The sequence below is a fragment of the Aeromicrobium alkaliterrae genome (assembly GCF_039529015.1).
GTDB lineage: Bacteria > Actinomycetota > Actinomycetes > Propionibacteriales > Nocardioidaceae > Aeromicrobium > Aeromicrobium alkaliterrae.
On the sequence record NZ_BAAAME010000002.1, the window covers coordinates 567,001 to 590,160 of the forward strand.

27 protein-coding genes are annotated in these 23,160 nt (G+C 72.9%); 15 read left to right on the top strand and 12 right to left on the bottom strand.

Features of this window, described 5'->3' with window-relative positions:
* Positions 1–27 precede the first annotated feature (27 nt).
* Both moaC and ABD127_RS03895 read left to right on the top strand, forming a co-directional pair.
* A complete protein-coding gene (moaC, locus tag ABD127_RS03890) occupies positions 28–507 on the top strand; it encodes a cyclic pyranopterin monophosphate synthase MoaC (RefSeq protein ID WP_344197916.1) in 480 nt (159 codons plus the stop codon).
* Positions 504–752, top strand: coding sequence for a MoaD/ThiS family protein (locus ABD127_RS03895; protein ID WP_344197918.1), 249 nt, complete (start codon positions 504–506; stop codon positions 750–752). The genes moaC and ABD127_RS03895 overlap by 4 nt, the downstream gene beginning before the upstream one ends.
* On the opposite strand, the gene ABD127_RS03900 is transcribed toward ABD127_RS03895, so the two are convergent.
* Genes ABD127_RS03900 through ABD127_RS03925 form a run of 6 tightly spaced genes read right to left on the bottom strand, consistent with a single transcriptional unit; the run spans position 701 to position 4,825 of the window.
* On the bottom strand, positions 701–1,183 hold the full coding sequence (locus tag ABD127_RS03900; protein WP_344197920.1) for a molybdenum cofactor biosynthesis protein MoaE: 483 nt from the start codon (positions 1,181–1,183) through the stop codon (positions 701–703). The genes ABD127_RS03895 and ABD127_RS03900 overlap by 52 nt on opposite strands.
* The gene (locus ABD127_RS03905; protein ID WP_344197922.1) at positions 1,180–1,683 is read right to left on the bottom strand and encodes a MogA/MoaB family molybdenum cofactor biosynthesis protein; all 504 of its coding nucleotides are present in this window, start codon (positions 1,681–1,683) and stop codon (positions 1,180–1,182) included. The genes ABD127_RS03900 and ABD127_RS03905 overlap by 4 nt, the downstream gene beginning before the upstream one ends.
* Complete coding sequence (locus tag ABD127_RS03910; RefSeq protein ID WP_344197924.1) at positions 1,680–2,918, bottom strand: molybdopterin molybdotransferase MoeA; 1,239 nt, start codon at positions 2,916–2,918, stop codon at positions 1,680–1,682. The genes ABD127_RS03905 and ABD127_RS03910 overlap by 4 nt, the downstream gene beginning before the upstream one ends.
* Before the next feature lies 1 nt (position 2,919).
* Positions 2,920–3,963, bottom strand: a complete 1,044-nt coding sequence (gene moaA / locus ABD127_RS03915) for a GTP 3',8-cyclase MoaA (RefSeq protein ID WP_344197925.1) — start codon at positions 3,961–3,963, stop codon at positions 2,920–2,922.
* Positions 3,964–3,988: 25 nt separating this feature from the next.
* A complete protein-coding gene (locus tag ABD127_RS03920) occupies positions 3,989–4,168 on the bottom strand; it encodes a hypothetical protein (protein WP_344197926.1) in 180 nt (59 codons plus the stop codon).
* 48 nt (positions 4,169–4,216) lie between these two features.
* On the bottom strand, positions 4,217–4,825 hold the full coding sequence (locus ABD127_RS03925) for a M15 family metallopeptidase (protein ID WP_344197928.1): 609 nt from the start codon (positions 4,823–4,825) through the stop codon (positions 4,217–4,219).
* A gap of 86 nt (positions 4,826–4,911) precedes the next feature.
* On the opposite strand from ABD127_RS03925, the gene ABD127_RS03930 reads away from it, so the two are divergent.
* The 7 genes from ABD127_RS03930 to ABD127_RS03960 all read left to right on the top strand — a co-directional run bounded on the left by ABD127_RS03930 (position 4,912) and on the right by ABD127_RS03960 (position 11,747).
* Entirely contained in the window at positions 4,912–5,577 is a 666-nt protein-coding gene (locus tag ABD127_RS03930) for a response regulator transcription factor (protein WP_344197930.1), read from the top strand.
* The gene (locus ABD127_RS03935; protein WP_344197932.1) at positions 5,574–6,635 is read left to right on the top strand and encodes a sensor histidine kinase; all 1,062 of its coding nucleotides are present in this window, start codon (positions 5,574–5,576) and stop codon (positions 6,633–6,635) included. Before ABD127_RS03930 ends, ABD127_RS03935 begins: the two co-directional genes overlap by 4 nt.
* Before the next feature lie 122 nt (positions 6,636–6,757).
* Positions 6,758–7,918: an N-acetyltransferase DgcN family protein gene (locus ABD127_RS03940; protein WP_344197935.1), complete on the top strand. Its 1,161-nt coding sequence runs from the start codon at positions 6,758–6,760 to the stop codon at positions 7,916–7,918.
* Positions 7,915–9,018 carry an alanine/ornithine racemase family PLP-dependent enzyme gene (locus ABD127_RS03945; protein WP_344197937.1) on the top strand — a complete coding sequence of 368 codons (1,104 nt, stop codon included), beginning with the start codon at positions 7,915–7,917 and terminating at the stop codon, positions 9,016–9,018. The genes ABD127_RS03940 and ABD127_RS03945 overlap by 4 nt, the downstream gene beginning before the upstream one ends.
* The gene (locus ABD127_RS03950) at positions 9,015–10,229 is read left to right on the top strand and encodes a dipeptidase (RefSeq protein WP_344197939.1); all 1,215 of its coding nucleotides are present in this window, start codon (positions 9,015–9,017) and stop codon (positions 10,227–10,229) included. The genes ABD127_RS03945 and ABD127_RS03950 overlap by 4 nt, the downstream gene beginning before the upstream one ends.
* Positions 10,230–10,254: 25 nt before the next feature.
* Positions 10,255–11,142 carry a bile acid:sodium symporter family protein gene (locus tag ABD127_RS03955; protein WP_344197941.1) on the top strand — a complete coding sequence of 296 codons (888 nt, stop codon included), beginning with the start codon at positions 10,255–10,257 and terminating at the stop codon, positions 11,140–11,142.
* 80 nt (positions 11,143–11,222) lie between these two features.
* Positions 11,223–11,747 carry a hypothetical protein gene (locus tag ABD127_RS03960; RefSeq protein WP_344197943.1) on the top strand — a complete coding sequence of 175 codons (525 nt, stop codon included), beginning with the start codon at positions 11,223–11,225 and terminating at the stop codon, positions 11,745–11,747.
* A gap of 3 nt (positions 11,748–11,750) precedes the next feature.
* On the opposite strand, the gene ABD127_RS03965 is transcribed toward ABD127_RS03960, so the two are convergent.
* Positions 11,751–12,137, bottom strand: a complete 387-nt coding sequence (locus tag ABD127_RS03965; protein WP_344197945.1) for a DUF1304 domain-containing protein — start codon at positions 12,135–12,137, stop codon at positions 11,751–11,753.
* Positions 12,138–12,178: 41 nt separating this feature from the next.
* Between ABD127_RS03965 and ABD127_RS03970 the strand changes: the two genes are divergently transcribed.
* From ABD127_RS03970 to ABD127_RS03985, 4 genes are all read left to right on the top strand, one after another.
* Positions 12,179–12,745 carry a hypothetical protein gene (locus tag ABD127_RS03970; RefSeq protein ID WP_344197947.1) on the top strand — a complete coding sequence of 189 codons (567 nt, stop codon included), beginning with the start codon at positions 12,179–12,181 and terminating at the stop codon, positions 12,743–12,745.
* Between the two features lie 9 nt (positions 12,746–12,754).
* Complete coding sequence (locus ABD127_RS03975; protein ID WP_344197949.1) at positions 12,755–13,528, top strand: inositol monophosphatase family protein; 774 nt, start codon at positions 12,755–12,757, stop codon at positions 13,526–13,528.
* Positions 13,525–14,112 (top strand): LOG family protein, encoded by a 588-nt coding sequence (locus ABD127_RS03980; RefSeq protein ID WP_344197951.1) that lies wholly within the window; start codon positions 13,525–13,527, stop codon positions 14,110–14,112. The genes ABD127_RS03975 and ABD127_RS03980 overlap by 4 nt, the downstream gene beginning before the upstream one ends.
* A gap of 111 nt (positions 14,113–14,223) precedes the next feature.
* A complete protein-coding gene (locus ABD127_RS03985) occupies positions 14,224–15,396 on the top strand; it encodes a glycosyltransferase family 4 protein (RefSeq protein WP_344197953.1) in 1,173 nt (390 codons plus the stop codon).
* 149 nt (positions 15,397–15,545) lie between these two features.
* Here ABD127_RS03985 and rocD read toward each other — a convergent pair whose 3' ends face one another.
* The 5 genes from rocD to ABD127_RS04010 all read right to left on the bottom strand — a co-directional run bounded on the left by rocD (position 15,546) and on the right by ABD127_RS04010 (position 20,354).
* Positions 15,546–16,757: an ornithine--oxo-acid transaminase gene (rocD, locus tag ABD127_RS03990; protein ID WP_344197956.1), complete on the bottom strand. Its 1,212-nt coding sequence runs from the start codon at positions 16,755–16,757 to the stop codon at positions 15,546–15,548.
* A gap of 9 nt (positions 16,758–16,766) precedes the next feature.
* Positions 16,767–17,390 (bottom strand): DUF1775 domain-containing protein, encoded by a 624-nt coding sequence (locus tag ABD127_RS03995; protein WP_344197959.1) that lies wholly within the window; start codon positions 17,388–17,390, stop codon positions 16,767–16,769.
* Positions 17,390–19,030: a copper resistance CopC/CopD family protein gene (locus ABD127_RS04000; protein WP_344197961.1), complete on the bottom strand. Its 1,641-nt coding sequence runs from the start codon at positions 19,028–19,030 to the stop codon at positions 17,390–17,392. The genes ABD127_RS03995 and ABD127_RS04000 overlap by 1 nt, the downstream gene beginning before the upstream one ends.
* Positions 19,027–19,746, bottom strand: coding sequence for a YcnI family copper-binding membrane protein (locus ABD127_RS04005; RefSeq protein WP_344197963.1), 720 nt, complete (start codon positions 19,744–19,746; stop codon positions 19,027–19,029). Before ABD127_RS04005 ends, ABD127_RS04000 begins: the two co-directional genes overlap by 4 nt.
* Positions 19,747–19,841: 95 nt before the next feature.
* Positions 19,842–20,354: a hypothetical protein gene (locus ABD127_RS04010; protein WP_344197965.1), complete on the bottom strand. Its 513-nt coding sequence runs from the start codon at positions 20,352–20,354 to the stop codon at positions 19,842–19,844.
* 61 nt (positions 20,355–20,415) lie between these two features.
* Here ABD127_RS04010 and ABD127_RS04015 point away from each other — a divergent pair, with 61 nt between their 5' ends.
* Both ABD127_RS04015 and ABD127_RS04020 read left to right on the top strand, forming a co-directional pair.
* On the top strand, positions 20,416–20,931 hold the full coding sequence (locus tag ABD127_RS04015; protein WP_344197967.1) for a copper resistance CopC family protein: 516 nt from the start codon (positions 20,416–20,418) through the stop codon (positions 20,929–20,931).
* Positions 20,928–22,925 (top strand): bifunctional copper resistance protein CopD/cytochrome c oxidase assembly protein, encoded by a 1,998-nt coding sequence (locus ABD127_RS04020; protein ID WP_344197969.1) that lies wholly within the window; start codon positions 20,928–20,930, stop codon positions 22,923–22,925. Before ABD127_RS04015 ends, ABD127_RS04020 begins: the two co-directional genes overlap by 4 nt.
* The last annotated feature ends 235 nt before the right edge of the window (positions 22,926–23,160 follow it).

Genomic DNA, 23,160 nt, shown 5'->3' on the forward strand with positions numbered 1-23,160 from the left:
CCCCCGCCGGTCTGGGAGACTGGCCGCATGGACTTCCCGCACCTGGACGACTCGGGTCGCGCCCGGATGGTCGACGTCACCGCGAAGGAGCCGACCGTGCGCTCGGCGACCGCGCGAGGAGCCGTGCACTGCAGCGCCGAGGTCGTCGACCGACTGCGGACCGGCTCGGTGCCGAAGGGTGACGTGCTGGCGGTCGCGCGCATCGCCGGCATCCAGGCGGCCAAGTCCACCCCGACCCTCCTTCCCTTGGCCCACGTCATCGGCGTCCACGGGGCCACGGTCGACCTGACCGTCACCGACGACGGGGTCGAGATCGAGGCGACCGTCCGCACGGCGGACCGCACGGGGGTCGAGATGGAGGCCCTGACCGCGGTGTCGGTCGCCGGGCTCGCCGTCATCGACATGGTCAAGGGTCTGGACCGCACGGCGAGCCTGCACGACGTGCGGGTCGTCGCGAAGAGCGGTGGCCGGTCGGGCGACTGGCGGCGGCCGGGGGAGCCCGGGTGATCGAGGTCCGCTTCTTCGCCGCGGCGCGGGAGGCCGCCGGGACGTCGTCCGAGGTGCGGCACGAGGCCACGGTCGGCGAGCTCAAGTCCGCGCTCGTGCGCGACCACCCGCGGCTCGGCCCGATCCTGGGCCACTGCGCCGTGCTCGTCGACGGGACGCGTCGCGAGGACACCCACCGCCTGGACGGTGGGGGTCAGGACCAGATCGGACCGGTCGACGTGCTGCCGCCGTTCGCCGGCGGCTGAACGGCCGCGAGGCCGGTCCAGGCGGCGCGGCCGTCCTGGTCGACCTGACGCTTCCAGATCGGCAGGTCGGTCTTGATCGCCTCGATGAGGTCGCGGCACACGTCGAAGGCGAGCGCTCGGTGCGCCGACGCGACGGCCACGACGACCGCCAGGTCGCCGACGCCCAGCACGCCCGTGCGGTGGCTCACCGCGACGCGCACAGGCAGGTCGCCGATGACGTCGTGCGCGATGTTCGCCAGGACCCGCGCGGCGTCGGGGTGTGCCTCGTACTCCAGCCGCTCGACCGTCCCGGCCGCGTCCGGGTCGTGGTCGCGCACCTGCCCGACGAAGGTCGCGACCGCTCCGGCAGACGGGTCGGAGACGGCAGCCAGGTGGGCCGCGACGTCGAGCGGCTCGGTCTCGATCCCGGTCAGCACCACCCCGGGCGTCACGCGTGGTCGCCGCCGTCGAGCTGGGCGATGACGTGGGGAGCGACGGTCAGCAGGATCGGGACCGCTGACCGCACCGCTGCGGTCGACCCCGGGACGTTGACCACCAGGGCCCCACCGCCGCCGGGCAGGTCCACGACCCCGGCGATCCCTCGGGAGAGCATGCCGCCCGGCGTCTCGAGGACCGCCTGTCGTCGGATCTCCTCGCTGACGCCGGGGAGCTGACGCGTCACGACGACCTGCGTGCCCTCCGGGGTCAGGTCGCGGGGCCCGATGCCGGTGCCGCCGGTCGTGACGACCAGTCGTGCCCCCGTCGCGATCGCCGCGCGCAGCGCCGTCTCGACGGACGCAGCGCCGTCGGGCACCACGACCGGTCCGGGGCAGTCGAACCCGGCCTCACGCAGCAGCGTGGCGACGACGGGCCCGCTGCGGTCCTCCGCGGTCCCGGCGGCGGCGCGGTCGGAGACCGTGACGACGGCGGCGCGGGCGGGGGCGGTCGTCATGTCACCAGCATGACATCGACGACGTCGCCGGCGTGCACCTGCGACGTGGAGGCCGGGACGACGGCGTAGGCCTGGGTCAGGGCCAGCGAGCCGACGAGGTGGGAGCCCGAGTGGCCGGCCGACGTGGGGCGGACCGTCCAGGCCGCCGGGTCGGTGGTGTCGAGCACGACCGGCACGTACTGCCGGCGATCCGGGGGGCAGCGCCAGCCGCTGCTGACCGTGGCCCGGACCGTGCGGCGCCGGAGGTCGTCGCGCGACTGCAGTGCCAGGAGGGCGGGCCGCACGAACACCTCCCAGGAGACCGCCGTGCTGACGGGATTGCCCGGCAGCCCGAACAGCAGGGTGCCGTGCGGCGTGACCCCGAACCCCTGGGGCTTGCCGGGCTGCATCGCGACGGCGTCGAACTGCATCGACCCGTTGCTGCCGAGCGCCGACTTCACGGCGTCGTACGCTCCGGCGCTGACGCCGCCGGTCAGGACGACGACATCGGCCCCGGCGTCCTCGAGCTCGGCGACGACCTGCAGCACGGCGGTGTCGACGTCGGCGACCGTGGTCACGGTCATGACGTCGGCCCCGTCCTCGCGAGCCAGTGCCGCGATCATCGCCCCGCTCGACTCCGGCACCTGGCCCCGTCCGAGGGCCGATCCGTCGGTCACGAGCTCGTCACCGGTCGCCACGATCGCGACGCGCGGCGCGCGGGCGACCTGGACGTGGGTCAGGCCCGCGGCCAGCAGCCCGGCGAGGTGCCGCGGGCCGAGCAGCGTGCCCGCGACCAGGAGGAGGTCGCCCGTCGCGACGTCGTCGGCCCTGCGGCGCACGAACACGCCTGCCTCGCGGGGCGGGGTGAGCACGGTGACCGTCGGCGGAACCTCGGGGGTGAGGCCGTCGGCGGTGTGCTCGAACGGGACGATCGTGTCGGCGTCGCTCGGGACGGCCGAGCCGGTCATGATGCGCGCGGCCTGCCCGGCCCTCACGGCGGGATCGAGCGTCGAGCCTGCGGGGACGTCCGCGACGACCTCGAGGACCACCGGTCGGTCGACGGCTGCGTGCTCGACGTCGGCGAACCGCACGGCGTAGCCGTCCATCGAGGAGTTCTCGAACGCCGGGATGTCGTGGACCGAGATCGCGTCGTCGGCCAGCGTGCGGCCGGCCGCACGTGCCACCTCGATGCGCTCGGCGGGCACGGGCTGCACCGCGTCGAGGACGCGGGCGAGGTGCTGCTCGACCTCGATCACGTCAGCCGCCGATCGCGTTCATGCCGCGTGCGGGCTGGCGGAACGTCGGCGAGTCGATCAGGTGCCCGGCCTGCTTGCCGCGCACGGCCGCTCGGAGTGCCGCCTCGATCACGGCGTCGTCGGGGCCCGAGGGGGCACGCAGGCCCGCCATCAGGTCGAGCTCGTCGGTCGCGAACAGGCAGCTGCGCAGCTGGCCGTCGGCCGTCAGGCGCAGCCGGTTGCACGCGCCGCAGAACGGGGCCGAGACCGAGGCGATGACGCCTACCGTGTCGGGTCCGCCATCGAGCGTCCACCGCTCGGCCGGCTCCGACCCGCGGCCGGGCACCGGCGTGAGGGACCACCGTTCGCCCAGGGCCGCCAGGATCTCCTCGCGCGTCAGCATCGAGGAGCGGTCCCACACGTGACCCGCGTCCAGCGGCATCTGCTCGATGAACCGCATCTGGGCGCCGTGCGCGAGGGCGAGCTCGACGAGGTCGGTGAGCTCGTCGTCGTTGACGCCGCGCATCGCCACGGCGTTGAGCTTGAGGGGCCGGCCCGCCGCTGCTGCGGCGGCGATCCCGGCGAGCACGTCGGCGAGGCGGTCGCGCTTCGTCAGCTCCAGGAACCGGTCCTGACGGAGCGTGTCGATGCTGATGTTGACCCGGGAGAGTCCGGCGGTGAGGAGCTCGTCGAGACGGTCGGCCAGACCGATGCCGTTCGTCGTGAGGGTCACTTCGACGGGCCGTCCGTCCGACCTGAGCTCGGCCAGGCGCGCGACGATGTCGACCAGGTCGCGGCGCAGGAGCGGCTCACCGCCCGTGAGGCGGACCGACGTCACGCCGAGCCCCGCGGCCACGGCGGCGACGCGCCCGATCTCGGCGGCCGTCATGAGGCTCGAGCGGGTCAACCAGGTGTTGCCCTGCTCGGGCATGCAGTACGTGCACCGGAGCGAGCAGCGGTCGGTCAGCGAGATCCGCAGGTCGGTGTGGACGCGACCGAAGGAGTCGACGAGGGCGTCGACGGGGCGGACCTCGTCGAGGGCGGGCGCCAGCACCTCACGGCTCATTGCGGCCAGCCTAGCCGCGTCGGCCTCAGTCGGTCCGGGACCAGACGAAGTGGAACGAGTGGTTGCGCGGGTCGGCGGTCGTGCTGAAGTGCTGCAGGGTCCAGCCGCCGTCGGTCCACAGCTTCATGTGGCGGTCCACGGCCTGGTTGTCGACGCCCTCGTCGAGGGGCAGGATCAAGGTGGAGTGTCGAAGCCGCTGCGCCATGGCAGAAACCCTAGTGGGCGACTCGCCGGCGAGGTCGGCAGCGCCGCGTCACGAGGCGTCGGCCTGCAGCGGTGGGCACGTCCCACCGGGTTCGGTCAGGAGCTCGTAGTGCCACACCTCGTTGGCGTACACCTGGCACAGCCCGTAGTCGGACCCGTGGCGCAGGACCCAGAACGCCGCGTCCGTCGGGCCGATGTCGACCGCGTCGCCCGAGGTGTGCCGTGATCGCTCGGGGCTCTGCACGAGCCGTCGGGCCGCGGCCTGCCCGTACTCCTGGGTCGCGTCGTCGAGCAGCTGCTGCTGGTACTCCTTGCTGCGCCACCCGCTCGTGATGCGGAGCTCGACGCCGTCGGCGGCAGCGTCGGCCGCTGCCTGCTGGACCGCGGCCAGGAGCTCGGGGTCGAGGCGTGCCACGCCGACGACGTCCGTCGCGCTGACCGGGACCCCCTCGTCGGGGATCGCCCCGCCGTCGTCGCCGGTCAGCGAGACGTTCCCGGGCAGCGGCGAACCGGTCGAGGCCGTCCGGACGAGGAGCCAGGCGGTCGCCAGGAGTCCGACGAGGACCAGGAGCACGAGCGTCACGGAGAGACGCCGCCGTCGCGCGGGGCGTCGCGACGGCGGGGGGAGGGGCACGGGGCGGGAGGCGTGGATCGTCATGCGTCCATGACAGGCGTCGCGGCGTTGCGAGGGCGTCTGCGAATTTCGATACACCGACGACAGGTCGTGGCTCCTAGCATGAGCGCATGCGTGTCTTGGTCGTCGAGGACGAGCCCTACCTCGCCGACGCGATTCGCACCGTCCTGCGGCGCGAGTCGATCGCGGCCGACGTCGCCGACAACGGCGCGCTGGCGCTGGAGCTGCTCGCCGTCAACACCTACGACGCCCTCGTCCTGGACCGCGACGTGCCGGAGGTGCACGGTGACGACGTCGCGCGGGAGGTCGTCAGGTCCGGCCTCGGCACGCGCATCATCATGGTCACGGCGGCGGACCGGCTCGACGACAAGCAGACCGGGTTCGAGCTCGGCGTCGACGACTACCTCACCAAGCCGTTCGAGCTGAAGGAGCTGGTGCTGCGCCTGCGCGCCCTGGCACGACGGCCCGCGGAGGCGGCGCCGCCCGTGCTCGAGACGGCCGGCGTGCGCCTGGACCCGTTCCGACGCGAGGTCTACCGCGACGGCCGCTACGTCGCGGTGACCCGCAAGCAGTTCGCGGTCCTGGAGGTGCTGATGAGCGCCGACGGGGGAGTCGTCAGCGCCGAGGGTCTGCTCGAGCGGGCGTGGGACGAGAACGCCGACCCGTTCACGAACGCGGTCCGCATCACGATCTCGACGCTGCGCAAGCGCCTGGGCGAGCCCGGGCTGATCCACACGGTGCCCGGCGTCGGGTACCGGTTCGGGGGCGAGGCGTGAGCACCGTCCGGCAGCGCGGACTCAGTCTTCGCCTCCGGCTCGCGCTCAGCTATGCCGGGTTCCTCCTCGTGGCCGGCGGGATCCTGCTGGCCGGCGTCGTGCTGCTGCTCGTGAACTACCTCCCCGCCGGGAGCCTCCAGACGATCGAGGGGGAGTACTCGCCCGGTCGTCGCGACCTGGTCGAGGCCGCGCTGCCGTGGTTCCTGCGCGGCCTGCTGTTCCTGCTCGTGGTGGGGCTCGCCGGGGGCTGGGTGCTGGCCGGGCGGATGCTGCGCCCGCTCGACCCGATCGATCGCGCGGTCCGTGCGGCCGCCGAAGGTTCGCTGTCCCACCGCATCCGGCTCCCGGGCAGCGACGACGAGCTGCGACGGCTGGCCGACGGGTTCGACGAGATGCTGTCGCGGCTCGAGGCCTCCTTCGAGGAGCAGCGCCGCTTCACGGCGAACGCCTCGCACGAGCTGCGCACCCCGCTGGCCGTCACGAAGGCGATGCTGGAGGTCGCCCGGAGCGACCCCGACGGGATCGACGCCCGGACGATCGACCGTCTGGACGAGACCAACGAGCGGTCGATCGCGATCATCGAGGCCCTCCTGGCGCTGGCGCGGATCGACCGGGGGACCCTCGCGACCCAACAGGTCGACCTGGAGCAGGTCGTGGCGGCGGCGGTCGACGAGGTGCCGCACCAGGTCGCGCTGACCTGCCGGACGGTCCCCGCGACCGTCGCCGGCGATCCGGTCCTGCTCCACCAGCTCGTCACGAACCTCGTGCGCAACGCCGTGATCCACAACCGCACCGACGGCGCGTTCGTCGACGTGGTCCTGGCCCGCCACGGCGACCGGCTGCGGCTCACGGTCGAGAACTCCGGGCCCGACATCCCGGCCGACGTCGTCGGCACCCTGACCGAGCCCTTCGTGCGGCTCGCCTCGCGCACCAGCGACGCGGGCCGGGGCAGCGGTCTCGGGCTAGCGATCGTGACCTCGATCTGTCGGGTCCACCACGCCGACCTGGCGCTCCGGCCCCGCGCTGGAGGGGGCCTCGTCGTCACCGTGGACTGGTAGCCTGGGGGTGTCGGCATCTGCCGCACTCAGGGAAGACTCTTACGTCGACCGTCCGGCCAGCTGGCCTTTCTCTCGTTTTCTGACGCCTCCTCTGAAGGACCCCATCCTCCGAGGAGAACCCTGTGATTCCCCCTGTCCCGAGTGCCCAGGTCGACGACCTGGTGCGGACGGCCCTCGACGCGGCGATCTCGCTGCCGCTCGGCTCGACCGCCATCACCTACTGCGAGGGCCAGTTCGGCGAGCAGGACGGGAAGACCGCCAACGGTCTCGTCCGGCACTCCGAGAAGTACGAGATCCTCAGCGTGATCGACAGCCTCCAGGCCGGGGCCGACGCGGGCGCCTTCCTCGACGGGACGCCCAACGGCATCCCGGTCGTCGCGAGCCTGGCCGAGGCGATCGCGGACGCGGGCTTCGTGCCCGACTACCTCATCTGCGGCGTCGCCCCCGCTGACGGCCTGCTCTCGGCCGACCAGCGGCTCGTGCTGCTCGACGGCATCACCCGTGGCATGCACGTCATCAACGGGCTCCACGAGTTCCTCAACGACGACGCCGAGTTCGTGGCCGCCGCCCTGCTCGCAGGCGTCACGATCACCGACGTGCGGCGCCCGAAGGAGAAGAAGGACCTGCACCTCTTCTCGGGACGCATTTTCGACGTCACCTGCCCGCGCATCGCGGTGCTCGGCACCGATGGCGCGATCGGCAAGCGCACGACCGCGACCCTCCTGGTGCAGGCGCTCACCGCGGTGGGCCTCAAGGCCGTCATGGTCGGCACGGGGCAGACGACCCTGATCCAGGGCGGCAAGTACGGGGTCGCGCTCGACGCGCTCGTGCCGCAGTTCTGCTCCGGCGAGGTCGAGCACCAGGTCGTGCGGGCGTTCGAGGGCGAGGACCCGGACGTGATCGTCGTCGAGGGCCAGGGCGCCCTGAGCCACCCGGCGTACCTGACGTCCGGCCACATCCTGCGCGGCAGCCGTCCGCAGGGCGTGATCGTCCAGCACGCCCCCAAGCGCGAGGTCCTGGGCGACTTCCCGATGGTCGCGATGCCGACCGCGGCCAGCGAGATCGCCCTCATCGAGGCGTTCGCGGACACGACGGTCATCGGCGTCACCGTGAACCACGAGCGCATGGCCGACCACGAGATCGGCGAGGCGATCGACGCCCTCGAGGCCGAGCTCGGGCTGCCGGCGACCGACCCCCTCACCCGCCCCCTGGACGACCTGGTCGCCATGGTCCTGCGGGCGTTCCCGGAGCTCGAGGCGCGCGTCGCCCCGGCTCCCCGGTGAGCGCACCTCGGCTCGACGTCGACCTGGACCTGGTCACCCACAACACCCGCACGCTGGTCGACCGGCTGGCGCCGCGCGGCATCCGTGTGACGGGTGTCGCCAAGGCGACGCTCGGATCGCGCGACGTCGCCGCGGCGATGGTCCTCGGTGGCGCCAGCGGCATCGGCGACTCCCGCGTCGAGAACCTCTCGCGGCTCCGGGCCGCGGGCGCGGCGGCACCGCTGACGCTGATCCGGTCACCCATGGTGAGCCAGGCCGACCGGGTCGTGCGGACCGCCGACGTCAGCCTCAACACCGAGGCCGTGGTCCTGGCCGCGCTGTCGAGCGCAGCGCTCCACCGCATCTCGACGCATGACGTGGTCCTGATGGTCGAGCTCGGCGACCTGCGTGAGGGGGTCGCGACGGTCGACGTCGTCGACCTGGCCGGGGTCGTCGCAGCGCTTCCCGGCCTGCGGCTCGCCGGCCTCGGCACCAACCTCGCGTGTCGCAGCGGCATCGTCCCGGACCAGGACAAGATGGACCAGCTCTCCGCGCTCGTCGAGCTCGTGGAGCAGCGCGTCGGTCACGCGATGACGATCGTGACGGGCGGGAACTCCGCGAACCTCGACTGGGCCCTCGGCACGAGCGACGTCGGTCGGATCGACGAGCTGCGCCTGGGTGAGTCGATCCTGCTCGGCACGGAGCCGCTCCACCGTCAGGCGATCGCCGGGCTGCGCACCGACGCCTTCACGCTCGTCGCGGAGCTCATCGAGGTGCAGACCAAGCCGGCCCAGGCCTGGGGATCGGCCGGGCAGAACGCGTTCGGAGAGTCTCCGGAGCGCGGTCGCCCCGGGCTGGTCCGCCAGGCGATCGCGGCGATCGGCCGCCAGGACGTCGACCCCGCCGGCGTGACGCCACCTGCCGGGATCACGGTGCTGGCCGCGAGCAGCGACCACCTCGTGCTGGACGTGGGTGACCACGACGTCGCGGTCGGCGACGAGATCAGCTTCCAGCTCGACTACAGCGCCCTCGTGCGCGCCATGACCTCACCGTTCGTCAGCACCAGCCGGGTCACCCGACCCGCCTCCGACGCCGTCCCCCTCACCGGAGGAGCCGCATGACCTCGACCACGCCGGCCGAGCGCCTCGCCCGCGCCTCGGCGATCCTGCGCCGTCAGCCGATCATCGACGGGCACAACGACCTGCCGTGGGTCGCCCGGGAGGTGGCCGACTACGACCTGGAGACGTTGAACCTCCACGACACCGCCGACCTGACCCACACCGACCTGAGGCGCCTGCGCGCCGGTCACGTCGGGGCCCAGTTCTGGTCGGTGTGGGTGCCCACCGACCTGGCCGACGACGGTGCGCTGGTCGCGACGCTCGAGCAGATCGACTTCGTCCACCAGATGATCGCCGCGTACCCGGACGACTTCGTTCTGGCCGTGTCGGCCGAGGACGTGGAGCGCGCGCACGGCGACGGGCGGATCGCGTGCCTCATCGGGGCCGAGGGCGGGCACTCGATCGGCAACTCCCTCGGCGCGCTGCGGACGCTGCACATGCTGGGCGTCCGCTACCTGACGCTGACCCACGACCGGAACGTGCCGTGGGCCGACTCGGCGACCGACCTGCCCGTCGCGCACGGGCTCACGCGGTTCGGCCGCGAGATCGTGGCCGAGATGAACCGCATCGGCATGCTGGTCGACCTGTCCCACGTCTCGACCGAGACCATGAACGACGCGCTCGACGTCACGGAGGCGCCCGTGATCTTCAGCCACTCGTGCTGCCGGGCGCTCGTCGACCACCCCCGGAACGTGCCGGACGACGTGCTGCGTCGACTGCGCGACAACGGCGGCCTGCTGATGGTCAGCTTCGTCCCCGAGTTCGTGTCGGCGGAGTACCACGCCTGGTCGGTCCGCCTCGAGGACCACCTGCGGCACCGCGGGTTCTCCGGCGGCACGCGGGGCAGCCGCGAGGAGTGCCGGCAGGAGTTCATCCGCGCCGACCCGCCCCCGCGCACGACGCTCAGCCAGGTCGCCGATCACCTCGAGCACGCGCGCGGCATCCTCGGTGCCGAGGGCATCGGCATCGGCGGCGACTACGACGGCACGCCGGACTTCCCCGACGACCTGCCCGACGTGTCGGGGTATCCCGCCTTGTTCGCCGAGCTGGTCCGTCGCGGCTGGACCGACGCCGAGTGCGAGCTGCTCGCCGGGGGCAACGTCCTGCGCGTCATGCGTGCGGCGCTCCCGGTGGCGGAGCGGCTCGGCGCCTCGCGGCGACCCTCGCGCATGCGCATCCACGCCGCGACCGAGGTGGCACCCGACGTCGTGTGAGCCACGTCTCACCTAGGCTGCCGTGATGAACGACTCGGCCCTCATCACGACCGGACTCCCCGTCGCGCTCGCGATCATCATGTTCGGTCTGGGCCTGAGCCTGACGACCGACGACTTCGTGCGCGTCGCCCGGTCGCCCAAGGCCGTCGTGGTCGCCCTGGTGCTGCAGATCCTGGTGCTGCCCGTCGTCGCCTTCGGCCTCGTCACGGCCTTCGACCTGGACCCCCTCCTCGCGGTCGGGGTGATGCTCCTGGCGGCCTCGCCCGGCGGGACCACGGCCAACCTCTTCAGCCACCTGTTCCGTGGCGACGTCGCGCTCAACGTGACCTTGACGGCGGTCAACTCGGTGCTCGCCGCCGTGACGATCCCGCTCATCACGAACGTCGCGATCGACTACTTCGACGCCGACGGCGAGCTCGGCCTGCAGCTGGGGAAGGTCGTCCAGGTCATCGCGATCGTGCTGGTCCCGGTCGCGATCGGCATGGTCGTGCGGAGCCGCAGCGAGGCCTTCGCGGACCGCGCCGACCGCCCGGTGCGGATCTTCTCGATCGTCGTCCTCGTCGCGGTGTCGGTCGGCGCGATCCTCGGCGAGCGCGAGAACATCGCCGACTACGTGCAGCAGGTCGGGATCGTGGCCGGACTCTTCTGCCTCATCAGCCTGAGCCTCGGCTACGCGGGCGCCCGGGTCCTGCGGCTCGACCACGCGCAGGCCGTCGCGAGCTCGATGGAGATCGGCATCCACAACACGACGATCGCCCTGACGATCGCCCTGAGCGTGCTGGACAGCACCGAGGTCGCGATCCCGGCCGCGGTGTACTCGATCCTGATGTACGTGCTGGCGACCGCGTTCGGCTTCGCGATCACGGCGGGTCGACGCGGCGACGAGCGCAGGAGCTCGTCGGCCGACGTGTGACACGCCATGTTCCGGCACGGTCGCGTTCTCGATAGGGTGCGGTCACAGTTCCTGCACAGCATCCACATCTCGGGGAAACCGTGAACAACACTCTGTACGTCGTCCTGGGCGCCGCTCTCCTGGTCCTGGTCTGGTTCCTGCCGAGGATCCGTCGGCGGGCGCGGCGCTGGGGCAACGACGTCGGGACCAAGGCGGGCCAGAAGTTCGCCGACAACCGGCTCCCAGGTGCCCTGGCCGGCCTCGGCGCGACACTCGTGCTCGAGACGAACCAGGAGAGCGCGGCCCAGGTCGTCAGCGCAGCGGCAGCGACCAAGCCGAAGCGGTTCCGGTCCGAGACGCCCGGCCTCGTGACCGCGAAGTTCGTCGAGGCCGACGACGTGCGCGTCCGGCTCGTGCCCGCGGGCTCGGGGACGCAGCTCCAGGTGGAGTCCTTCCGCGACTACATGCAGTTCCCGCAGGGCCTGCGTGAGTGGGAGGACCTCCAGCAGCGGGTCACCGCAGCGGCTCAGGCTGCGGGGGTCCCGGTCCGTCCGGGCGGCGTCGTCACGTACGAGCGCACCCAGCAGCTCGACGCCAGCAACTGGCGCTGGACCCGCACGGACTGAGCCTCAGACCGAACCGAGCACCAACAGGACGATCGCGACGAGGGGGAACAGGCCTTGGACCACGGCCGCCCGCGCCTTGTCCGGCGACGACAGGAGCAGCACGAGTGCCGCGGCGACCATCGACCCCGTCCCGACCAGGACCAGCGTCAGTCCGACGGCCTCGTTCCCGGTCGCGTGCACGATCGTGCCGATGACGATCTCGATCGTCAGGAACAGGTTGTAGAAGCCCTGGTTGAAGGCGAGGGGCCGGGTGATCTCGGCGTCCTCGGCCGTGCGCACGCCGAACGTCGCCCGCGCTCGCGGACCCGTCCAGACGAGCGACTCCAGCCAGAAGATGTACACGTGGAGCGCGGCGGCAAGACCCGCGGCGACCAGACCGGCGACGACCATGGGCCCAGGCTAGACCTGCTCGGCTCCGAGAGGACGAGCTCGTGACGAACCAGTCCCGCACCTCGGTACCCCGCGCCGTGGCGGCCGTCGTGCTGATCGCGGTGGGGTGGGGGACCGGTGCGGTCATGGTGCTCGGACTCGCCGTGCGCCCGTCGTCCATGGCCCGCACGCTCGACGGCGGCGCGCCCGTCTGGCCGTTCCAGCTGCTCGTCGTGGCGGTGCTCACCGGGATCGGCGTGCTGGGCCTGCTGGTGTGGCGGCGGCGCAGCGCCGTCGAGCGCGTCCCGCCGCCGCCCGGATGGGACCCGCCGGCGTCGGGATCGGGGTGGTTCGCCCCCGCGGGCATCGCGCTGATGGGGGTCGGCGTGATCCTGGTCGGGAGCAGCGTCCTGCCCTTCCTGTCCCGCGACCTCGCGTGGTTCCTCGAGGTGGACCGGTCGGGCGTCACCCGCGACCGCGTCAACGCCGTCGTCGTGGTCGGCACCGGAGTCCTCGGTCTGGTGATCTCCGCCAGTGGTCTGGCGCTGCTGCGCGCCCGGCGTCCGCGACGCGTCCGCGCCCCCCGCTACCGGCACCGCCCCGACCCGCACGACGGCCGCACCCGTTAGGGTCTGGCCGTGACCCTGATCGACGACGCCCAGCTCGCCGCCCGACTCGTCACCGACGCCGCGCGGCTCGCCGCGGAGATGCGGATCTCCGGCCTCGAGGTCGCCCGCAAGACGTCAATCTCCGACGTCGTGACGGACGCCGACCATGCCGCCGAGCGCCTCGTGGTCGAGACCCTGACCCGCGAACGGCCCGACGACGGGCTGCTCGGCGAGGAGGGCACGAACACGCCCGGCACCTCCGGCCGCCGTTGGGTCATCGACCCGGTCGACGGCACCTACAACTTCGCCTCGGGCTCCGACTACTGGTGCTCGGCCATCGCCCTGACCGACGGCGACGTCGCCGTGCTCGGCGCCGTGGCGCACCACGCCAGCGGCACGGTGTGGGTCGGTGGCCCGGAGCTGCCCACGACCGCCAACGGCCAGCCGCTGCAGGCCCGCGAGGACGCGGACCTCGCCGGCCTCAGCGTCGCGAGCTACCTGCACCCGAGCGGGATCGCGCACGAGAACGTCCGCGAGCCGTTCCTGCGCGCAGCCTCCGGCGCCGCGACCCTGCGCATGCTCGGGTCGGGGTCGATGGACCTCGTCGGCGTCGCGACGGGCCGCATCGGCGCGTGGTTCCAGCACAGCACGCCCGCCTGGGACTGGCTCCCGGGAGCCGCGATCGTGGCGGGTTCCGGCTGCAGCGCCGTGCAGCGCGAGGTCAGCGGGCTCCTGTGGTCGACAGCGGGCCCGCCCGCGGCGACCCGCGAGATCGTCGACCGGCTGACGGGAGAGGTGCGATGAGCGCGCCCCTGCGGTCGGTGGCCGTCTTCTGCGGCTCGCGCTTCGGCACCGATCCCGCCTACGAGCAGGCCGCCGTCGAGGTGGGCCGGACGCTGGCGGAGCGAGGCATCCAGCTCGTCTACGGCGGAGGTCGGGTCGGCCTCATGGGCACGGTCGCCGACGCGGCGATGGCAGCCGGTGGCGAGGTCGTGGGCGTGATCCCGCGGTCGCTCGACGAGCGCGAGGTCGCGCACGCGGGCCTGACCGAGCTGCACGTCGTCGAGACGATGCACGAGCGCAAGGCGATCATGGCCGAGCGCGCCGAGGCGTTCCTCGCGTTGCCGGGCGGCATGGGCACGCTCGAGGAGATCACCGAGCAGTGGACCTGGACCCAGCTCGGCATCCACGCCAAGCGCAGCGCGTTCTACGACGTCGGCGGCTTCTGGCGCCCGCTGGCCACGCTGGTCGACTCGATGGTGGAGTCCGGCTTCCTGACCCCGGCGCACGCCGAGCTCGTGACCTTCGACGCCGACCTGGAGAGCCTGCTCGCGAATCTCGCGCTGCCGCTGCCGGCGCAGACGAAGGACTACGACGCACGTCCGTGACTCGTCCTGCCGCCTGGGTGTGACCAGCGACACCGTCGGCCTCACGAGCCGTTCGCCGACACGACACCCGTCCGTCGGCCTCTGGTCAGAGTGCGTGGAGACCGTGAGGGCATGAGGATTGCCATCGTCGCGGAGTCGTTCCTCCCGCAGACCAACGGAGTCGTCACCTCGGTGCTGCACGTGCTGCAGCACCTCGAGCGCCGCGGTGACGACGTGCTCGTCATCGTCCCGGACAGCGGCACGGGGGAGGTGCCGACCGAGGTCCACGGGGCCGAGGTCGTCGCCGTCCCGTCGTGGTCGCTGCCGATGTATCCCGACGTGAGGGTCGCGACGGGGGGTGTCGTCCGCATCCAACGCCTGCTGCAGGAGTTCCGGCCCGACGTCGTGCACCTGGCGTCGCCGTTCGTGCTGGGCTGGCGCGCCACGCTGGCGGCTCGCGAGCTCGGCGTGCCGACCGTCGCGATCTACCAGACCGACGTGCCGGCCTATGCCGCCGAGTACGGGATGCCGTGGGCCGAGCGCCTGCTGTGGCGTCGCGTCTGCGACATCCACGACCGGGCCGCCCTGACGCTGGCGCCGTCGACCAGCGCGGTGGCCGCGCTCGAGGGTCAGGGCGTGCAGCGCATCCGCATCTGGCGCCGCGGCGTCGACTCGACCCGGTTCTCGCCCTCGCACCGCGACGAGGCGCTCCGCCGCGAGCTGGCCCCGAACGGCGAGAAGCTCGTCGGATTCGTCGGCCGTCTCGCTCCGGAGAAGCAGGTCACCGACCTGGCGGCCCTCGCGGGCGTGCCGGGGATCCGGCTCGTGATCGTCGGCGACGGTCCCGACCGCGAGAAGCTCGCCGCAGCGCTGCCGGGCGCTCACTTCACCGGCATGCTGCACGGCGACGAGCTCGGTCGGCACGTCGCGAGCCTCGACGTCATGGTCCACCCGGGCGAGACCGAGACCTTCTGCCAGGTCGTGCAGGAGGGCCTCGCCTCGGGCGTCCCGGTCGTCGCGGTCGCGAAGGGCGGCCCGCTCGACCTGGTCGACCACAGCCGCACGGGCTGGCTCTACCCGGCCGGCGACCTGACGGCGTTCGCGGGCTTCGTGCGCGACCTCACGGGCGACGAGTCGAAGCGCCGGGCCTTCGGCACGGCCGCGCGCCGCGCCGTGCAGGACCGCCGCTGGTCGTCGATCTGCGGCGAGCTCGTCGGCCACTACGCCGCCGCGATCGACGCGGGCCAGCCGGCCGAGCCGTTCCCGCTCGGCCTGCTGCGCAAGCGAGCCCGCTCCCGGGTGTGACCCCGTTGGGACCGGCGATGATGCGTTGAGGTAGCTCGGGCTACCGAAAGGCATCATCCCCGGTCCGACGCGGCCGTGATCCGATGCATTCGGGTCGCCATGACGACCCGAATGCATCATCGCCGGTCAGCCGACAGGCCGCGGTCCGGTCAGGCCTGCAGTGCTGCGCCCAGCGCGTCCACCGCGTGGTCGATCTCACCTGCGGTGATGACCAGGGGCGGCGCGATGCGGAGCGTGCGCTCGTGGGTCTCCTTGCAGAGCACGCCCTGGTCGCGCAGGGCCATCGAGACCTCGCGGCCGGTCTTGGCGGCGGGGTCGATGTCGACGCCGGCCCAGAGCCCGCGACCGCGGACCTCCGCGACGCCGTGGCCGACGAGCTCGCCGAGGCGGCGGTGCAGGTGGGCGCCGAGCTCGGTCGAGCGCTCCTGGAACTCGCCGGTGCGCAGCAGGTCGACGACCGCGTGCCCCACGGCCGCCGCGACGGGGTACCCGCCGAAGGTCGAGCCGTGCTGGCCGGGCTTCAGCACGCCGAGCACGTCACGGCGGCCCACGACCGCCGAGACCGGGATGATCCCGCCGCCGAGCGCCTTGCCGAGCGTGTACAGGTCGGCCCGCACGCCCTCGTGGTCCAGCGCGAACAGCTCGCCGGTGCGCGCCAGGCCGGACTGGATCTCGTCGGCGATCAGGAGCACGTCGTTCTCGTCGCACGCGGCGCGCACGTCGGACCAGAAGCCGTCCGGCGGGACGACCACGCCGGCCTCGCCCTGGATCGGCTCCATCAGCACCGCGGCCGTGTTCGGGCCGATCGCGTCACGCACGGCCTGCGCGTCGCCGTACGGCACCGTGACGAAGCCGGGCGTGAACGGGCCGTAGTTGTCGTGCGCGACCGGGTCGTCGGAGAACGACACGATCGTCGTGGTGCGCCCGTGGAAGTTGCCCGAGGCGACGATGATCTCGGCGGCGTCGAACGCGACGCCCTTGACCTCGTAGGCCCACTTGCGGGCGACCTTGATCGCCGACTCGACGGCCTCGGCGCCCGTGTTCATCGTCAGGACCATCTCGGTGTCGGTCAGCCCGGCGAGGTCACGGCAGAACGCGCCGAACCGGTCGTTGTGGAACGCCCGGGACGTCAGCGTGAGCCGGTCGAGCTGGTCGCGGACCGCGGCGATCAGCGCCGGGTGCCGGTGGCCGAAGTTGAGGGCCGAGTACCCGGACAGGAAGTCCAGGTAGCGCCGGCCCTCGACGTCGGTCACCCAGGCGCCTTCCGCCTCGGCGATCGCGACGGGCAGCGGGTGGTAGTTGTGCGCCCCCCACGCGTCGTCGAGCTCGATCACGGACTGGGTCGTCAGATGCTCAGCCATGTCCCCACGCTAACGGGGACCCCGCGAATCGGCTCTGCGCAGCACCAGACGCGTCGCGGCGTAGGCCCCGACGGCGACGACCGCGATCGCGATCGCGACCTGCCCGAGGCTCGCGCCGTCGTCCGGCAGGGCGGGTGTGCTGGCCGGTGTCGCCGCGACGACCTCGTCCAGCACGGCCTCCGTCGCGACCAGGCGGGGCGCCGGACGCTCCTCGGACTCGGACGCGTCGGACCAGTCGTAGCCGTCGCCGTCGGCGCACGTCTGGCGCGTCGGGAACAGCAGCACCTCGCCGACGGATCCCGTCAGGCGTGCCACCACCGTGAACGTCGGGTTCTGCCCGTTCCGGATGCCGGGTCCGGTGAAGACCATCTGCGACCCCTGGGCCTCGGCGGCCCAGCCGTCGGGCCCCGTGCCTCCGACGAGCTCGGCCCCCTCCGGCACCTCGACCGCGAGCTCCACGGTCGGAGAGGCGTCGCAGCTGTGGTCGAAGGTGATCGTGAGCTCGACCGAGCCGTCGCCGAGGGGAACGGCGCGTTCCAGGAGGACGTGGGCGGACGCGGGCACCGCGGACCACCACAGGGTCAGTCCGACCAGGAGCAGGAGCGCGGACCCGCGTGCCAGGGCGTTCCTCATCATTCGGTCACCTCCACGTCGACGGCGTCGGACGGTCGTTCGTACGTCGAGGTGCGCACGGCGACCTCGACCCTCCACGTCCCGGGAATGGGCAGGTCGAGGTTCCCGTCGTAGCGACCGGGGGCCACCTCGACGAGCTCGTGCCGGAACGGACCGAGCTCGAACTCCTCGATGCCGACCGAGACTTGCGGCGGCTCGACCGCCGACACCGGGAGTCCGTCGGCGTCGGTCACCGTCAGCTCGACGGAGTTGGTGCCGACCACGCCGGGGGTGAGGACCAGCGTGCCGACGCGGCCGTCACCGAGGTCCAGGTCGAGGCTGACGGGCTCCGCAGGGGACGCCGCGGTCGCGGCCTCGGCGGTGCGCGGCACCTGCGTGACCATCCCGGCGGTGACGGCGACGACGACGGCCAGCAGGCCGACCTCGACACCGACCGTGCGGCGCAGCGATCCGAGGTCGAGCGTCCTGCTGCGGCGCAGGTGTCGCAGGTTGAACGCGGCGACCCCCACGACGACGGCGACGAGCGCGACCTTGACGATCAGGTGCACGCCGTAGGACGAGTCGGGCAGGCCGCGCACCGTGTCCGGGATCCGCCACCAGAGGACGGTCCCCGAGGCCGAGAGCAGCAGGACCGACCACAGGGCCACGGCGGAGAACCGGCGGACGGCGGTCTGCACGAGGTCGTTCCGCACGGCACTGCCCAGCGTGAACAGGACGACGAGGCCGACGAGCCCGCCGAGCCAGACCGCGGCGACCGCGACGTGCAGCACGTCCGCGGTGAGCACCACGGGCACCGGACCGTACGTGCGGGTGTGGCCGACGATCGCCAGCGACGCCGTGGCGACGGCAGCGGCGGCGACCGCGACGGCAGGAGCCCTGCGCACGGTCAGCCCGGTGACGGCCAGCGCGACGGCGACGACGACGGCGCTCAGGAAGGTGTCGTCACGCCAGGTGCCGCCGTCGACGAGTGCGTCGCCGAACGAGGCCAGGGGCGACCCGGCCTGCCAGAGGGCGGTCAGAGGAGCGAGCACGGCTGCCGCCAGGACCGCGACGGCACCGGCGACCACACCGGTGCGGGTCAGGCGACGCGAGGCCGCCTCGGGGCGACGGGTGCGCGGTGCGACGAGCAGGGCGAACGGCACGAGCCCCGCGGCGACCAGGACGCCGCCGTACCGCAGCGCCTCGGCGCCCTTGCGGAGCAGGTCGACGTCGCGGGGGGCGGCCGCGGTGGGGACGTCGACGGACGTCGCGGACGGAGCACCGACCGAGAAGCTGAATCCACCGGCGATCGGGTGGCTGTCGGCGGAGATGACCCGCCAGCCCACGATGTAGGTCCCGTCCTCCAGCGGGGCGGACGGCGTGATCGTGACGACCTCGTCGGATCCCGAGACGTCCGCAGCCACCGGGGTGCCGTCGCCGGCGAGGAGCTCGATGCCGTCGGTCAGGCGCACGGACTCGGTGAACGTCAGGGTGATCTCGGGGGGTGACTCGGCCAGCACCTCTCCGTCGCCGGGCGTGGTCGAGACGAGCGAGGCGTGAGCGGCCGCCGGCGACGCCAGCAGGACCCCCGCGAGCAGGAGCAGCCCGACGGGCACGGCCAGCAGCCGTGCCCGTCGGATCGTGGTGGAGAGGACGGTCACGCCTTCGTGCCGCTCCTGACGAACGCCGCACCACCGAGCAGCAGGCCCAGCGCGCCGAGCGCGAGCGCCACCCAGGTGACGGCGCCCGTGCCGGAGTCGCCGTCGTCGCTCGAGGCGGACACCTCGGTCGTGGCGGCGGTCTCAGCGCCGTGGCCGTCGCCAGCGTCGGCGGCGGTCAGGGTGAACGCCGGTGCCGGCGTCTCGGGCTCCGGCTCGCCCTCGACGGTCTCGTCGATCCAGGCGGTCTCGCCCGTCTCGCACGTCTGGATCGTCGGGAACGCCAGCTGCTCGCCGTCGGCGTCGTCCGGCAGCTTCAGCTGCAGCTCGAACGCGTCGCGGTAGCCGTCCGGCAGGGGAGCGGTCGCCGTGTAGACGACCTCGGCGACGCGCTGGGTGTACTCGCCACCGTGGCCGTCGTCGATCGGCTCGTCGAGGGTCTCCATGACCTTCTCGATCGTGTAGTCGGCGTGACGGGTCGGTGTGACGGCGTAGATCCCGTCGGGGATCGAGATGCTGATCCGCGTGGTGGGCGAGCCGTCGCAGCCGTGGCCGTTGCTGAACGTCAGCACGGAGTACGCGCCGGACGCCGTGGTCGACGGCGTCACCGTGACGTGCGCGGAGGCGGCGCCGGCGGCGAGGAACGTCGCCCCGAGGCCGAGCGCGCCACCGAGCGCGAGACGGGTGACGGCGCGGGAGGGCAGGGAAAGGTGGTGCATGAGTGGTCCTTCACAGGAAGAGAGGGGTCGGTCGGATCGCCGCGGGTGCAGGGCACCAGCGACGGCGGTCGCACCAGGTGGCGCGGCCGAGCAGGTCAGACGACCGACAGCGGAGGACCTCGTCGGGTGCACGAGCCGACGAGCAGGGGTGTGCGGGCACGATCGACGACGACCACCACGGGTCGGCGTCGCGGGACGTGCGGCAGGGACGGCAGCGAACCGAGCACGCGGGGACGCAGCCAGGCGTGCAGACGCCACAGCAGGCGCTCGCCCCGCGCCAGGAGCAGCGCGGTCACGGCGACACCCACGACGTGCGCCCCGACCATCGTCAGGTCGTGCCAGACGGCCTGCCCGTGGAGGTAGTGCGACAGCGCGTGCACCGCGACCTGGGCCAGGGACAGCAGGCCGACCAGCGTGGCCGAGCCGAGACGACGACCACCGAGGGCGCCCGTGACGAGCGTCACGGCGATCGTCGCGGGGACCACGGCGAGCCAGGACGTGTGGGCCCCGCCGCCGATCACGTGGGAGGCCACCGCGACGACGGAGACGGTCAGGCCGGCCGCCGTCGCACGCACCGCGCGCAGGCTTCCTCGGCCCGGGTCCCACATGCGCCGGAGACTAACACTGGGGCTGGGCGGCGCGGAGGCGGCAGGTACTGTCGTCAGCGCCATGAACCCCGCCCGCCGCCGACTCCTGCCTGCCGTCCCGGTCCTGCTGGGAGCCGCGCTCCTGCTCGCCGCCGGAGCCCAGCCGGCCGCGGCCCACGCCGGACTCGTCTCGACCACGCCGGGCGAGCGCTCGTCGGTCGAGACCCTGCCCGCAGACGTGCGCCTGACCTTCAACGAGACGATGAACCGTCCGTCGTACGTCACCGTCAAGGCCCCGGACGGCACGCTGCTCGCCGAGGGCGAGGCCACGATCGACGGTGCCGACCTGGTCCAGCAGGTCGACGAGGACCCGGGCCTGGCCGGCACGTACCGGGTCGACTACCGCGCGATCTCGGCCGACGGACACCCCGTCGAGGGCGCCTTCGAGTTCGACGTCACGACGGGCGCCGAGGCCCCGACGGGCCCGGTCGAGAAGGTCACGTCCTCGACCGCCTGGTGGGTCACGCTCGTGGCCCTGCCCTGGCTGGCCCTCGGCGCGCTCCTGCTCCTGCGTCGTCGTCGAAAGGTCCAGGCATGACCGCCACCGAGGTCGAGAAGCCTGCGGACCAGAAGCCCGGCCCGGCTCCCGCGGGGCCCGGCCTCGCGGTCGCGGTCGGCGCCACGACCGCGTTCACCGCGCTCGTGGTGACGATGGTCGTCGGCGGTTCGGCCCCCGAACCTGCTGCCGTCGGCCTGCCTGATCCCGGCCCGTTCGTCGGCTGGCTCGTGCCGGTCGCGTCGCTCGTGGCCGACGTCGCCGGCATCGCCGTCGTCGGCTTCCTGGTGGCGGCGGCGGTGCTGCTTCCCTCGTCCGGCGACGACGCTCAGGGACTCGCGGTCGACGCCGTGCGGATCGCCCGCCGTGCCGCCTGGGCGTGGGTCGTCGCCACCGTGGTCCTGTACTTCGCCACGGCCGCCGACCTCTTCGCCGTCCCGCTGACCCAGCTCGACTGGAACGTCGTCACGGCCGTGACGCGCGACAGCGAGATCGGCCGCAGCATCCTGCTGCAGGCTGCGGGCGCGCTCGTGCTGGCCGTGGTCCTGCGATGGACCAACGGGGTGCGTGCCCTGGCCGGGTGGGGCGCGTTCGCCCTGGTCGTGATGCTGCCGGCGGCCCTGACGGGCCACGCCGCCTCGGGCGGCTCGCACTCGCTCGCCTCGATCAGCCTCTACCTCCACCTGACCGGCGTGGCCGTGTGGGTCGGTGGGCTCGTGGCCCTCGGCTGGGTCGCCCGTCGCGGCAGCCGCCGCCTCGAGGCCGCCGTCGTGCGGTACTCCACGGTCGCCCTCTGGTGCTTCGTCGTGGTCGGCATCTCGGGCGTGCTCAACGCCTCGGTCCGCGCGACCTCGATCGAGGAGCTGACCGGCTCGGCCTACGGGCGCGTCGTGATGATCAAGGCGCTGGCGTTCGTCGTGCTCGGCGCCTTCGGGTGGTGGCAGCGCCGCCGCATCGTCGCCGCCGGCTCCGGTTTCGCGCGCCTGGCGAGCACCGAGCTCCTCGTGATGCTCGGCACGATCGGCATCGCCGTGGCGCTCTCGCGCACCCCTCCGCCGGCCGGAGAGGTCCTGCTGACGCCGGCCGAGGACCTGCTGGGCAGCCCCATGCCGCCCGCGCCGACCCTCGAGCGGTTCCTGACGAGCTTCTACCCCAGCGGCGTCGGCCTGGCCGTCGTCGGGCTGGGCACGGCGCTCTACGTCGCCGGCATCCTGGTGCTGCGGCGTCGCGGCGACAGCTGGCCCGTGGGCCGCACGATCGCGTGGGTCCTCGGCATGGTCGTCGTCTCCTGGGCCACGATGGGCGGCCTCGGCACCTACTCGCACGTGATGTTCAGCGCCCACATGGTCAGCCACATGCTGCTCTCGATGGTGGCTCCGATCTTCCTCGTGCTCGGAGCACCGGTCACCCTGGCGCTGCGCGCCCTGCCCGGACCCCGGCAGCCCGGGGAGGTGTCGCCCCGCGGCATGCTCACGGCCGCCGTGCACTCGCGGGTCGCGTCGTTCCTGACCCACCCGATCGTGGGGCCGGTCCTGTTCATCGGCAGCCTCTACGCGCTGTACTTCACGCCGCTGTTCGACCGGCTCATGCGCAGCGTCCTCGGCCACGTGGGCATGGAGCTGCACTTCCTCGCGGTCGGCATGCTCTTCTACTACGTCATCATCGGCGTCGACCCGTCGCCACGGAAGCTCGTCCCGCTGGCGCGCTTCGGCCTCCTGCTGGTGACGCTCCCGTTCCACGCGTTCTTCTCGATCGCGATCATGTCGGCCACCGTGCCGACGGGGGAGTCGTACTGGCAGGCGCTCGACCGGCCGTTCCAGACCGACCTGCTCGCCGACCAGTACCTCGGCGGGAGCATCTCCTGGGCGCTCGGCGAGGTCCCGCTCCTGATCGTGATGCTCGCGCTGCTGGTGCAGTGGGCCCGGTCCGACTGGCGCGAGCAGAAGCGCATCGACCGCGCCGCCGACCGCGACGACGACGCCGAGCTCAAGGCCTACAACGAGCGCTTCAAGGCCCTGCACGACCGCGACCGGTAGCACCCCGGCGTCTGCAGGTGTCCGTGGATGGCGGACAAGCGGCAGGGACCGCGAGAGGCCTCCCCGGGCCGCCGCACCCCGGCGCCTGCAGGATGTGGTCACTCCGGTCACGCTCTCGGCCCGATTTCGTGACCGAAGCGACCACATCCCGCAGGTTCCTGCCGATGTGACCACTTCGGGCCCGTTTCGTCGGTCAGAACGGGCCCAAAGTCGACACATCTCGGCGGAACGCACG